This is a genomic window from Psychroflexus aurantiacus (assembly GCF_010820555.1).
GTDB classification, from domain to species: domain Bacteria; phylum Bacteroidota; class Bacteroidia; order Flavobacteriales; family Flavobacteriaceae; genus Psychroflexus; species Psychroflexus aurantiacus.
Genome location: NZ_JAAIKD010000001.1, coordinates 93,334 through 105,986 on the forward strand (window position 1 = coordinate 93,334; position 12,653 = coordinate 105,986).

The 12,653-nt window shown below is 41.1% G+C and carries 11 protein-coding genes; 3 read left to right on the forward strand and 8 right to left on the reverse strand.

Going from position 1 to position 12,653, the window contains the following annotated elements:
- Positions 1 to 9 precede the first annotated feature (9 nt).
- The 8 genes from sufD to G3567_RS00505 form a co-directional block, all read right to left on the reverse strand.
- The gene (gene sufD, locus G3567_RS00470; RefSeq protein ID WP_164003213.1) at positions 10 to 1,323 is read right to left on the reverse strand and encodes a Fe-S cluster assembly protein SufD; all 1,314 of its coding nucleotides are present in this window, start codon (positions 1,321 to 1,323) and stop codon (positions 10 to 12) included.
- Between the two features lie 22 nt (positions 1,324 to 1,345).
- The gene (gene sufC, locus G3567_RS00475; protein ID WP_164003214.1) at positions 1,346 to 2,107 is read right to left on the reverse strand and encodes a Fe-S cluster assembly ATPase SufC; all 762 of its coding nucleotides are present in this window, start codon (positions 2,105 to 2,107) and stop codon (positions 1,346 to 1,348) included.
- Positions 2,108 to 2,116: 9 nt separating this feature from the next.
- Positions 2,117 to 2,515, reverse strand: a complete 399-nt coding sequence (locus tag G3567_RS00480) for a hypothetical protein (RefSeq protein WP_164003215.1) — start codon at positions 2,513 to 2,515, stop codon at positions 2,117 to 2,119.
- Positions 2,516 to 2,519: 4 nt separating this feature from the next.
- On the reverse strand, positions 2,520 to 3,965 hold the full coding sequence (gene sufB, locus G3567_RS00485) for a Fe-S cluster assembly protein SufB (RefSeq protein ID WP_164003216.1): 1,446 nt from the start codon (positions 3,963 to 3,965) through the stop codon (positions 2,520 to 2,522).
- A 94-nt stretch (positions 3,966 to 4,059) separates the two neighbouring features.
- A complete protein-coding gene (locus tag G3567_RS00490) occupies positions 4,060 to 4,389 on the reverse strand; it encodes a HesB/IscA family protein (protein ID WP_164003217.1) in 330 nt (109 codons plus the stop codon).
- A 181-nt stretch (positions 4,390 to 4,570) separates the two neighbouring features.
- A complete protein-coding gene (locus G3567_RS00495) occupies positions 4,571 to 5,038 on the reverse strand; it encodes a hypothetical protein (RefSeq protein WP_164003218.1) in 468 nt (155 codons plus the stop codon).
- A 17-nt stretch (positions 5,039 to 5,055) separates the two neighbouring features.
- Complete coding sequence (gene dprA, locus G3567_RS00500; RefSeq protein WP_164003219.1) at positions 5,056 to 6,156, reverse strand: DNA-processing protein DprA; 1,101 nt, start codon at positions 6,154 to 6,156, stop codon at positions 5,056 to 5,058.
- 11 nt (positions 6,157 to 6,167) lie between these two features.
- Complete coding sequence (locus G3567_RS00505) at positions 6,168 to 8,153, reverse strand: cation:proton antiporter (protein ID WP_235923411.1); 1,986 nt, start codon at positions 8,151 to 8,153, stop codon at positions 6,168 to 6,170.
- A gap of 96 nt (positions 8,154 to 8,249) precedes the next feature.
- Here G3567_RS00505 and G3567_RS00510 point away from each other — a divergent pair, with 96 nt between their 5' ends.
- Genes G3567_RS00510 through G3567_RS00520 form a run of 3 tightly spaced genes read left to right on the forward strand, consistent with a single transcriptional unit; the run spans position 8,250 to position 12,629 of the window.
- Positions 8,250 to 9,110: an MBL fold metallo-hydrolase gene (locus G3567_RS00510; RefSeq protein WP_164003220.1), complete on the forward strand. Its 861-nt coding sequence runs from the start codon at positions 8,250 to 8,252 to the stop codon at positions 9,108 to 9,110.
- 13 nt (positions 9,111 to 9,123) lie between these two features.
- The gene (locus tag G3567_RS00515) at positions 9,124 to 10,803 is read left to right on the forward strand and encodes a S8 family peptidase (protein WP_164003221.1); all 1,680 of its coding nucleotides are present in this window, start codon (positions 9,124 to 9,126) and stop codon (positions 10,801 to 10,803) included.
- A 2-nt stretch (positions 10,804 to 10,805) separates the two neighbouring features.
- Entirely contained in the window at positions 10,806 to 12,629 is a 1,824-nt protein-coding gene (locus tag G3567_RS00520) for a M1 family metallopeptidase (RefSeq protein WP_164003222.1), read from the forward strand.
- The last annotated feature ends 24 nt before the right edge of the window (positions 12,630 to 12,653 follow it).

The following is a 12,653-nucleotide window of genomic DNA, read 5'->3' on the forward strand; positions in this document are numbered from 1 at the left end:
AATTGAAATCTACAGGTTGAATCCAAGTTCAACGCCAAGTTTCAATGCAATTTGTTTAGTGATTCTTTTTTTGATTTCTGGTATTTTGACACTGCTCAAGACTTTGTTGGCAAAGGCAAACATCAGCAAAGCTCTGGCTTCCTTTTTGGGGATTCCACGCGATCTTAGATAATACAAAGCCTCGTTATCCAGCTGACCTATGGTGCAGCCATGGCTACATTTCACATCATCAGCAAAAATTTCCAGCTGTGGTTTTGAGTTACAGGTCGCCGTATCATCAATTAAAATATTATTGTTGCTCTGGAAGGCATTTGTTTTTTGAGCAAGTCTGTCCACAAGCACACTTCCATTGAAGACCCCAACAGATTTTTCGGAAAAAATGCCCTTATAATCCTGATGGCTTTCACAATTGGGAAAGGTATGATGCACCAGCGTATTGTGATCCACATGCTGCTTGTCTTCTAAAATAGTTACCCCTTTTAATACTGAATCACAGTTTTCTCCGTGCTGATAAAACTTCAGGTTATTTCTGGTAATTTTCCCACCCAGTGAGAAGGTATGCATTGAGCATCTACTGTCTCTTTCCTGTTTAATAAAGGTATTATCGATTAAGGAGGAGGTGATTCTGTCATTCTGAATTTTATAATAGTCTACATCAGCATTTTTGCCTACATAAACTTCGGTCACTGAATTGGTGAGCACAGGATGATCTGTTAAACTCTGATGTCTTTCTATTATCTGGACATGAGCACCTTCTTCTGCGATGATTAAATTCCTTGGCTGAACCATCAAAGCAGCTTCATTGCTGGTGAAGAAATTCATGATTTGAATAGGCTTTTCAGCGACCACGTTCTTTGGTATTCTGATGTAAGCCCCTTCCTTGGCAAAAGCCGTATTCAAAGAAGACATGCTGTCTTCAGGGACAATTTTATTAAAATACTTGTCGATAATAGGCTTATACTTTTCTTTATCTAAAGCAGAAGACATCAAACATGCATCCAGTTTATCATGCGTGGTTCTGGACAGATGTGAAGAATAAATACCGTCCACAAATACAATCGTGTAGGTATCGATGTCGTGAATCAGATATTTCTTGATGTCTTTATAATCAATGGCATCCTCCTTTTTAGGAAATATGCTGTAATCCTCTTTCAAAATGGAATTCAGCGAGGTATATTTCCAGGCCTCCTCTTTTTTGGTAGGAAAGCCTGTTTGTTCAAAGAACTTTATAGCCTTGTTTCGTACCTCGTGAATATCGTTCTCCAAATCGACCTGCTCTTCAAAAGCAAGATAGGAAGACATTAGTTTATCTTTAAGTTCCATAGTTTTCAATCGTTTTGGGTGCTTATGAAGTCATTTCTGCGCGTTCCTCTTTCAGCCAGTCGTATCCTTTTTCTTCGAGTTCTTTGGCTAATTCTTTACCACCGGTTTTAACTATTTTACCGTCCATCAGGACATGAACCACATCTGGAATTACATAATCCAATAATCGCTGGTAATGGGTAATGACAAGGGTCGCATTGTCTTTCGTCTTCAACCTGTTCACCCCGTCGGCAACGATGCGCAAAGCATCGATATCCAGTCCGGAATCGGTTTCATCCAGGATGGCCAGTTTTGGTTCGAGCATAGCCATTTGGAAAATTTCATTCCGTTTCTTTTCCCCACCGGAAAAGCCTTCGTTCAGTGATCTTGAAAGAAATTTTCTATCCATCTCCAGCAAGGCTGATTTCTCTCTGATTTTCTTCAGCATTTCATTGGCCGGCATGTCCTTTTGACCTTGGGCTTTTCTAACCTGATTGATAGAGGTTTTGATAAAATTGGTCACAGATACACCGGGAATTTCTACTGGATACTGAAAGGATAAGAAAATGCCTTTGTGAGCTCTTTCTTCCGGAGACAATTCCGAAATATTTGCTTTTTCAAACAGAATGTCACCTTTGGTCACTTCAAAATCTTCGTTGCCTGCAATCACAGAAGCAAGTGTGCTTTTCCCGGACCCGTTTGGTCCCATGATAGCATGGACTTCACCGGGGTTAATTTCAAGGTTGATCCCTTTTAGTATTTTTTCACCTTCTACGCTGGCGTGTAAATTTTTTATCTTTAACATAACTTATTCTTATTTATTTAGTCTCAGGCTATCATCAAAGGATAGCGGCTTAACTTTAATTATTGATTGAATATCGATGACTTGTGGCCAAGCCTCTTGATCTGGATTATCTTTAATATCGGCTTTCAAGGTCACCTCGAAAGAAGTATAGGGTTCTGAATTCAGCTCAGCAGCCTGAGCGATAAGCTCTTTGGCTTTTGCATTCATCACAACGCCATAGATCGCATCTTTTTGATTAAAAACGGCAACAGAATCGGTGTAAATAAATTCACCTGAAATGGTATTGCCTTCTGAATTTGATTCCAGTGCCATGCTTTTTTCTTCGGCATCGGTGGTTTTAGAATCCGGTTTACAGGATCCCAAAAACACAACAGGTATTACCAAAAGAAAAAAAAGCTTTTTCATCATAAATTTATCCGACTGATCCTTCTAAAGAAATTTCGAGCAATTTCTGTGCTTCTACTGCAAATTCCATCGGCAACTTATTCAGAACTTCTTTACTGAATCCGTTGACGATTAAGGCAATGGCTTTTTCAGTATCGATTCCCCGTTGGTTGCAATAGAAAATCTGGTCTTCTCCAATTTTACTGGTTGTCGCCTCGTGCTCTACCTGAGCGGTTTTATTCTTGGCTTCGATATACGGGAAGGTATGAGCTCCACACTTGTTTCCCATCAGTAAAGAATCACACTGAGAAAAGTTTCTTGCATTCTCCGCGCGTTTATTGATTTGCACCAGGCCTCTGTAGCTATTCTGAGATTTCCCTGCCGAGATTCCTTTAGAAATGATGGTACTCTTGGTGTTTTTACCAATATGAATCATCTTGGTTCCTGTATCGGCCTGCTGGAAATTGTTGGTCACTGCAATAGAATAAAACTCCCCTGTGGAATTATCGCCTTTTAAGATGCAGCTTGGATATTTCCAGGTTACTGCAGAACCGGTCTCTACCTGAGTCCAGCTTATTTTGGCATTCTTTTCGCAGATTCCACGTTTGGTGACGAAGTTGTAAACACCGCCTTTCCCTTCCTTATTTCCGGGATACCAGTTTTGAACCGTAGAGTATTTGATCTCCGCATTATCCATAGCGACAAGTTCTACAACCGCGGCATGCAATTGATTTTCGTCACGGGAAGGCGCTGTACATCCTTCGAGATAACTTACGTAACTCGAATCTTCGGCTATGACCAGCGTTCTTTCAAACTGTCCGGTTCCTGCCTGATTGATTCTGAAATAAGTCGACAATTCCATTGGACATCTTACCCCTTTCGGGATGTAACAGAAGGACCCGTCACTAAATACTGCGGAATTTAAGGCCGCAAAGTAATTGTCTGACGTAGGAACTACGCTCCCAATGTATTTTTTGACAAGCTCAGGGTGTTCCTTGATCGCTTCTGAAATAGAGCAGAAAATAATTCCTTTTTCTGCAAGTGTTTTTTTGAAGGTAGTGGTTACTGAAACTGAATCCATCACCACATCCATCGCCACACCCGCTAATTTCTTTTGTTCATCGATAGAAATACCGAGTTTTTTAAAGGTTTCCAGCATTTCCGGATCGACCTCATCCAGGCTGTCATACTTAGGTTTTTTGCTGGGTGCAGAATAATACGAAATCGCTTGGTAATTCGGTTTTTCATAACCGATATTGGCCCAGTTTGGCTCTTTCATGGTCAGCCAGTGCCTGTAAGCATCCAGCCTCCACTGCGTCATCCAGTCCGGCTCGCCTTTCTTTTTAGAAATGCCAATCACCACATCTTCATTCAGTCCAGGAGGAAACGTATCTGCTTCCATCTCTGTATAGAAACCGTATTCGTATTCTTTATTCTGAAGTTCTTTCTCTAGTTCTTGCTCTGTATAAGCCATAATCTTTTCTTTAATCCCTTTTTGAGGGTTTAATTTCCCGATCCTTTCGATCGAAATTCTAAACTACTTTTTTTCCTGCCTCACAGGCAGTTGATTACAGCGAAAAACTTTCGCCACAACCACATGTTCTCTGCGCATTAGGATTGTTAAACACAAATCCCTTTCCGTTCAATCCTCCGGAATATTCCAGAGTCGTTCCTATTAAATATAAAAAACTGCTTTTATTGATAACGATTCTTACGTCATTATCTTCAAAAACTTTGTCCTGATCCAGTTGAGTTTGATCGAAATTCAATTCGTAAGACAAACCCGAACATCCACCGCTTTTTACACCAACTCTCACGAAGTGATCCTTAGTGTTAAAGCCATCTTCAGCCATCAAATTAACGATTTTTCGTTTGGCGGTTTCACTTACTTTAATCATATTATATGAATTAATTCTAAATTAGAAACAAATATAGGATTAATGAATTATTTAGACATATCACTTAACATAATTATTTACAATAATTAGGATAAGCATATCTTATTCTCCTTAGGAATTTCCTAGGTTTAAAGCCAAAAAAAAACCAGCCGAAGCTGGTTTAATTTTAATTGCTGAAGTATTAGTCCTGTGCCAGAAGTGCCTGAGCGTTTTCGATAGATGCATTGATGAAATCTCTCATCTCTTCTGCAGATTTATACTGGGTATTCAAATTTTCTAATTTGGCTTTTACGCTATCCTTATCTGTAGTCGCTAAGCCTTGATTGATTTCCGTTCTGGAAAAGGAATAACTGAAATTCTTCATCCAAGACATCATAAGCTCGTGAGATTTCTCCAAATCAGCAATGGCTTCATCATATAATGCAATTTCTTCTGTATTGGTTTCAGCCTCTGCCACTTTATCTTTTTCACTCTCCAGCCTGGAAATCATGCTGTTGATTGTACTCAGTTTGGGCATAACTTCATCGTGAATTTTGATGGTTTCTTTCATCTGAGCTTCAAAGGCTTTAGCATCTTCGGACTTCTCCTCCTGGCAGGAAGACAAGCTCACTAAAACGGCTATACTTAAAATTTTGAAAAATGTTTTCATCGTTGTCAATTTAGGGTTTAAATAATTTCAAACTGTTTGCCTGGCAAGGGTCTTACACATCCTGATAATTCAAGACTAATCAGGATAGAGGCCAGCTTATACGTGGGCAAACCACAGGCCAAAGATAAGGTATCAATTTCAGCTTTGCCAATTTCCTTAAGTTTTTCAAAAACCAGTTTATGTTCTCCTGTAAGATCAGCGAATAGTTGAGTCTGCTTGTTCTCGGTTTGAGCTGCAATATCCCAGTTGAGAAAGTAAACAAGGTCTGCAGCGCTGGTAATCATCTGAGCCTTTTGCTGCTTGATAAGCATATTACAGCCTTTGCTGAATTTATCCTGTGGTCGTCCGGGAATCGCGAAAACTTCCCTGTCGTAAGAATGCGCAATATCTGCAGTGACCAGCGACCCCCCTTTTTCAGCGCTTTCAATCACTATAGTTGCTTCACTAAGCCCTGCCACTATCCTGTTCCTGCTCAGAAAGTTTTTTCTGTCGAAGGTATCGTGACTGCAAAAATCGGTAAAAAATCCACCGTTATTTTCTATGGCAGCGGCATACTTTTGATGTGCTTTAGGGTAAAACTGATTTAAGCCATGCGCCAGACAGGCCACGGTTTGCAAATTGTGATCTAAAGCCGCTTTATGCACCACAATATCGGTCCCGTAGGCAAAACCTGAAACAATCACCGGTTTTAACGGCGCTAAATCACTGATGAGTTTTTCGCAAAAGGAGATGCCATGACTGGTAATCTGACGCGTCCCTACGATGCTTAGTATCGGTTTGTTTTTTAAATTGATGTTTCCTCTGGAAAAAAGTAAAATCGGACTATCTATACACTGCTTTAGTCGGGAAGGATAACTTTCATCCTTGTAATAATGAACATCGATCTTATTTTTGGTAATGTAGTCCAGTTCATCTTCAGCTTCCCTAAGGTAGGTGGAATCCTTCAGGCTTTGCAAACGTTTTTTACCTATACCATCGATCTCAGATAATTGCTTAGTGCTGGCCTGAAACAAATCTGTGGCAGTCCCAAAGTGTTGTAATAACTTCTTGGCATTGACATGTCCAATGCCGGAAAGATTTTGCAACATCAACAGATTAAGCAGTTCACGTTCTTGCATCTTAAGCTACATTAAGACCCTTTTTTATCTTCGTTATCCTCACCTTCAGACTCTTTATCGCCTTCTGCATTTTCACCAGAATCTTTTTCTTTTTGATCCTGTTCCCTTTCCCCCTTTATTTCTTCACTCGCTTCATCTTCCTTTATGGATTGATCTTCCACTACCTTTTGGGAAGGTTCCTTATCTAGCGACTTACCAAGGTAAACCAATTTAGAATCAGGCTCGACATTGAGTTCTTTGGCGTTGTTTGGTAAAATCTCAAGTTGTCCCTCAGGAGTCTTTATGAAGAGCGGAATAATCTCAGGTTCAACTTTGGTGATTTCGATTAAGCCTTCAAAATGTTCGTGAGAATTGAGGGTTATTTCATGAATCTCAGGATATTTCCTGGTCAGGTTTACAAGTTTGATGTAATCATCGGTTTGAGAGAATAAACCGTCTTCCGGGTTGTTTTCCGGATCTTCCATTTCTTCAGAAGAGATCACCCGGTAAGTGCCGTGTTCACCAAACTGCTTGGAAAAATTCTCTATGGCTTTTTTGTTGACCGCAGTATTCCCGGTTAAGGCCATCAGGTAACCGACATCACTCAATTCTACATTGTCTATCAAATCATCGGAATAAATATTGGCATTGATAGCTTCCAGTCCCATCTCTTTAGCCTTATCAATATTGCTTTTGTTGTTGTCCACAATCACCACATGCCTTTCATTATCCTTAAGATATTTGGCGATAATTCTTGAAAAAGAAGAGGATCCAACGATTAAGATACCCTGAGATTCTTTCAAAAACACACCCACCAGCTTGGCAAACGGTCGGGCTGTTGTCGCATTTAAAAGAACGGTACCCAATACGATGATAAATACCAGGGGTGTGATTAATTCGGCACTGGGAATACCTTGCTCTACGAGCTTAAGCCCAAATAGAGAAGCCACCCCGGCAGCCACAATACCTCTTGGCCCTACCCAGCTGATGAAAAGTTTTTCATTGGTTGCTAAGGTAGAGTTATAACTGCTTAAGAAAACACCCAGTGGTCTTACCAGAAATACAACCACAGCAAAAAGGATGAGGGTCTCCCAGTTTATCACCAGAAGCAGATTTTCTAAGTTAATATTAGCCGCCAGCAAAATAAAAAGTATGGAGATCAGTAACACACTCAGTGATTCTTTGAAATAGAGCAGGTCTTTCAGATTTGGGAGGTTGGTGTTTCCCATGATGATCCCCATGATAACCACAGCAAGCAGCCCGCTTTCATGAGCAAAATGATCTGCTAAAACAAACACGCCTAAAACCGCAGCAAGCGTAACCACATTCAATAAATAATGTGGGATCACCTTAGATTTTATGGCTAAAGCCAAAGCTTTGGCAAATGTAAAACCGAAGGTAAATCCAAAAAGTACAATTTTACCGAATTCAACCAAGACCGTAGAAGTCACTGCTTCGCCACCTCCGGCTGAAATAAATTCGAACACCAGTACGGCTACCAAAGCGCCTATGGGATCGATCAAAATCCCTTCCCATTTCAGAATCGTAGACACGTCCTTTTTAAGAGGTATATTCCTTAAAATCGGGGTAATCACGGTTGGACCGGTCACAATGATGAGTCCTGAAAACAAGAGTGAAATTTGCCAGCTCAGTCCAAGAATCCAGTGCGCAGCCATCCCCGCTCCAATAAAGGTGACCACTACCGCCACTGTAATCAGTTTGACGATCACTGGTCCCACGTGGAGAATTTCACCACGTCGTAAAGTAAGTCCGCCTTCAAAAAGAATAATACCAATGGCGAGGGAAACAAAGTAAAACAAACTCTCTCCGGGAAACAATCCGGATTCACCATTCCATATTGGCTCTATCAGTTTGGAGCCATCTTCCGTATATAAGGTAGCTAAAGGGCCTACCAGGAGCCCGATAAGAATAAGGGGGAGAATCGCAGGAATCTTGAATCGCCATGCAAACCACTGAGCCAAAATCCCTAATATGATAATTCCTGCTAGTTCAATCATAAATGTTAAGTTTGAGTCGTTAAAAATAGCATAATCTAAAAGACACAGATTCCAAAGTTAAGACTCTTTTAGTATTTTGCTCTAAAATATACATTTATGACTTTATATCCCATTGAAACCGGCCATTTTAAACTGGATGGCGGCGCTATGTTTGGTGTGGTTCCCAAATCACTCTGGCAACGCACCAACCCGGCAGATGCCAATAATATGATAGACATTTCTGCCACAAGCCTTCTGATAGAAAATGGTAAACAACTCATCCTTATCGACACGGGTCTGGGAAATAAGCAAAGCGAAAAATTCTTTAGTCATTACCACCGCTGGGGGGATCATTCCATAGACAGTTCTTTAAAAAAACACGGATTTCACCGGGACGATATATCAGATGTCTTTTTAACGCATTTGCATTTCGACCATTGCGGAGGAACCATCCAGTGGAATAAAGACAAAACAGGCTATGAACCTGCGTTTAAAAATGCAAAGATATGGACAAACCAGGAGCACTGGGACTGGGCGATTCATCCCAACGCCAGGGAGAAAGCCTCCTTTCTGAAGGAAAACTTACATCCCATGCAGGAGTCTGGCCATTTAAATTTTTTGGAACGCTCCGAAAACCGACATTTTTATAAGGATCTGGGGTTTGAAGTCCTTTTTGTGGACGGGCATACCGACAAACAAATGATTCCGATAATTGACTACCAGGATAAAAAACTGGTCTTTGCCGCAGACCTGCTTCCCACAGCCGGACATGTCCCCCTGCCCTTTGTAATGGGTTATGACACCCGGCCTCTACTGACACTAGAAGAAAAGAAGGCCTTTCTGGAAGAAGCGGTCAACAATAGCTATTATCTATTTCTGGAACACGATGCTCATAACCAAATCATCAATTTGAAAGAGACTGAAAAAGGAGCCAGACTTGATTCCAAATTTAACTTCAACGAACTTTTCAACACTTAAATTAAACAACAACATGAACAATAAATTCTTAAAAATTGCAGGCTTAAGCCTTGTCGCTTCTGCCTTCTTAGTGGGCTGTGCCAGCGGACCCAGGTTTACTTCCCAGCCTATTCCCAGTTTACAAAATGTAAACGAAAAGAGTATAGAACTCACAGAAGAGGAACTTCAGTATTGGGGAAGTCAGGATCTGCTTACCGACACCATTCCCGGAATGAGTGTGAACAGAGCTTATGAAGAACTCCTCAAGGATTATGAAGGCAAAACGGTGATTGTAGCTGTTTTGGACAGTGGAATCGACATCGAACACGAAGACCTGGAAGGGAGGATTTGGACCAATATCGATGAAATCCCGGACAATGGCATAGACGATGACAAGAACGGGTTTGTAGATGATATCCACGGCTGGAATTTTCTGGGGGATGTGGTTGAAGAAAATCTGGAGTTCACCAGAATTGTAAGGGATTTCAAGGATAAATTTGAAGGAAAGCAGGAAAGTGAAATCGCAGATGAAAATCTGGAAGATTTTAAGCTTTACCGGGAGGCCAAGGCTGAATATGACAAGGAATTAAACCAGACGCAAACCAATTTGAACAGGTATGTGATGATGAATAATCAATTGCAGGAGGCTGAGGAAAGTTTAAAAACCGAAATCGGCACCGAGCTGCTTACCATAGAAAATGTAACCGCCTTTGAACCCCAGGATGACATAGGGGTGAACCAAAAAATGCTTTTGCTCAATGTGATGAATAATATTGGGGAAGACCTTCAGGACATCGAGGATCAGCTAGCTGAAGCTATGCAGTATTTCGGTAATAAAATGAAATACCATCTCAACCTGGATCTTTATGCCAGGACCAGAATACTGGAAGATGATGCCGATGATTTTTCAACAAAAATTTATGGAAATAATGACGTCAGTGGACCCAATGAAGATAAAGAAGATGCAAAGCACGGGACACATGTGGCAGGAATTATAGCAGCCAACAGAACCAATGACAAAGGCATCAAAGGAGTTGCAGAAAATGTGCTGATCATGCCGATAAGAGCGGTTCCGGACGGAGACGAGTACGATAAAGATATCGCTTTAGGTATCCGCTATGCAGTAGATAATGGCGCAAGTATCATCAATACCTCTTTTGGAAAATACTTCTCAACACATCCAAAATGGGTCATGGAGGCTATCCAATATGCTGAAAAAAATGATGTATTGATCGTCAACGCAGCAGGTAATGAAGGTATCAATCTGGATGAAAAACGCGTCTATCCAAACGATGAAATGCCTGAAAACTCAGCCAATTTTGTCAATAATTTTGTCAATGTAGGATCCATCACCTCTGAATATGGCAAAAACCTGGTATCCGGATTTTCAAACTACGGAAAAAGCAGTGTCGATGTTTTTGCACCAGGCTCTTCCATATATGCCACCACGCCTTTAAATACCTATGAATTTTTACAGGGTACCTCTATGGCATCGCCTAATGTTGCAGGTGTGGCGGCCATGATAAGATCACTTTATCCCAAGCTAAGTGCAGCTCAGGTAAAACAAATTCTGATGGATTCAGGTCTAAGCACAGATCAGGAGGTTATTCTAGGGGGCGATCCTCAGGTAACCAAGCCATTTGATGAAATTTCAGTTTCAGGAAAAATGGTAAATATGTATAATGCTATTATATTAGCTTCTAAAACCAAATAAAAATGCTCAAACACAGCTTAACATTTATTTTATTAATTTCAATATCAACACTTTTCAGTCAAAACAACACGAATTACTGGCAGCAATACGCCAATTACGACATGGATATTGACTTTGATGATACCAATTACCAGTATGAAGGAGATCAAAAACTCGTGTACTCGAACAATTCTCCAGATACCCTAACACGGGTTTTTTACCACATGTATTTCAACGCCTTTCAACCGGGCAGTGAAATGGACGTGAGATCCAGAACCATACAGGATCCAGATTCCAGGGTTGGAGATCGCATTTCTAAACTCAGCGAAAGTGAGATTGGCTTCATGAGAGCTACTTCCCTCACCCAGGATGGGGTCGCCTTAGATTATGAACTCGCGGGTACCGTTCTGGAAGTAGAACTCCATAAACCGATTTTACCCGGAGGTTCCTCAACCTTCACTATGAAATTTGAAGGCCAGGTCCCAAAACAAATCCGAAGATCGGGTAGAAATAATGCCGAAGGTGTAGAATTATCGATGACCCAATGGTATCCTAAAATGGCTGAATACGATTTTGAAGGCTGGCATGCAGATCCTTATATCGGCAGAGAATTTCACGGGGTATGGGCAGACTTTGATGTGAAAATAACCATCGACAAAGATTTCATTCTGGGAGGTTCCGGTTATGTTCAAAATCCAAATGAAGTGGGTTACGGTTATGAAGCTGAAGGCGTAGATGTAAAACGAAAAGGAAAGAAACTGACCTGGCACTTTATAGCCCCAGATGTTCACGATTTCGCCTGGGCTGCAGATAAAGATTACATCCATGATACTGTTACCGGAAATGACGGAACAACACTTCATTTCCTGTATAAAGACAATACCGATATTAAAGAAAACTGGAAAAACTTACAGTCTAAAACCGTTGAACTTTTAGACTATTTCAACGAGCATATCGGTCCATATCCCTACGATCAATACTCTGTAATTCAAGGCGGTGATGGCGGTATGGAATATGCCATGTGTACGTTAATTACAGGCGAAAGAAAGTTCGGAAGCCTTGTTGGCGTTACTGCTCACGAAATGGCACATGCCTGGTTTCAGCATATTTTAGCGACAGATGAAGCTCAGCATGAGTGGATGGATGAAGGCTTTACGTCTTATATTTCCGGCCTGGCCATGAATGAAGTCATGGATCAAAACAGAGAAAATCCTACAGCGGGAAACTACAGAGGCTATGTGAGCTTAGCCAATTCCGGGTATGAACAACCACAGACTACTCATGCCGATCGCTACGCATACAACCGCGCTTACGGCACGTCCGCCTATTCTAAAGGGGCTGTGTTTTTAGGTCAGCTTGGCTATTTAATCGGTAAGGGAAATTTACAGGAGGTCCTGAACAGATATTTTGACGAGTGGAAGTTTAAACATCCTACTCCCAATGATTTTATTCGCGTAGCTGAAAAGGAAACCGGTGCAGAATTGAGCTGGTACCTCAACGACTGGACCAGAACGACCAACACTGTGGATTATGCCATAACAGATGTGAACACCGCTCAGGGAACCACAAACATCACTCTGGAAAGAATTGGTCTTATGCCAATGCCTTTGGAAGTAAAAGTAGATTACAAAGGCGGAACTTCTGAAACCTTTTACATTCCTTTGAGAATCATGCGATGGGAAAAACCGACTGCAGGAACTGTAGTAGAGGACTGGGCATGGGCTTATCCAACCTATAATTTGGAAGTCCCAAGTACCCGCTACGGCATTGAAAAAATTGAAATCGATCCGTCCGGCTTTATGGCTGACGTCAATCGTGAAAACAATGTTTTAATCCTGGAAGAATAAGCACTTTCGGCTTAGTAAAAGCAA

Bases quoted from the DNA above. Each gene is read 5' to 3' on its own strand.
- sufD (WP_164003213.1), bottom strand. From the start codon at position 1,323: ATGGAACTTAAAGATAAACTAATGTCTTCCTATCTTGCTTTTGAAGAG.
- sufC (WP_164003214.1), bottom strand. From the start codon at position 2,107: ATGTTAAAGATAAAAAATTTACACGCCAGCGTAGAAGGTGAAAAAATA.
- G3567_RS00480 (WP_164003215.1), bottom strand. From the start codon at position 2,515: ATGATGAAAAAGCTTTTTTTTCTTTTGGTAATACCTGTTGTGTTTTTG.
- sufB (WP_164003216.1), bottom strand. From the start codon at position 3,965: ATGGCTTATACAGAGCAAGAACTAGAGAAAGAACTTCAGAATAAAGAA.
- G3567_RS00490 (WP_164003217.1), bottom strand. From the start codon at position 4,389: ATGATTAAAGTAAGTGAAACCGCCAAACGAAAAATCGTTAATTTGATG.
- G3567_RS00495 (WP_164003218.1), bottom strand. From the start codon at position 5,038: ATGAAAACATTTTTCAAAATTTTAAGTATAGCCGTTTTAGTGAGCTTG.
- dprA (WP_164003219.1), bottom strand. From the start codon at position 6,156: ATGCAAGAACGTGAACTGCTTAATCTGTTGATGTTGCAAAATCTTTCC.
- G3567_RS00505 (WP_235923411.1), bottom strand. From the start codon at position 8,153: ATGATTGAACTAGCAGGAATTATCATATTAGGGATTTTGGCTCAGTGG.
- G3567_RS00510 (WP_164003220.1), top strand. From the start codon at position 8,250: ATGACTTTATATCCCATTGAAACCGGCCATTTTAAACTGGATGGCGGC.
- G3567_RS00515 (WP_164003221.1), top strand. From the start codon at position 9,124: ATGAACAATAAATTCTTAAAAATTGCAGGCTTAAGCCTTGTCGCTTCT.
- G3567_RS00520 (WP_164003222.1), top strand. From the start codon at position 10,806: ATGCTCAAACACAGCTTAACATTTATTTTATTAATTTCAATATCAACA.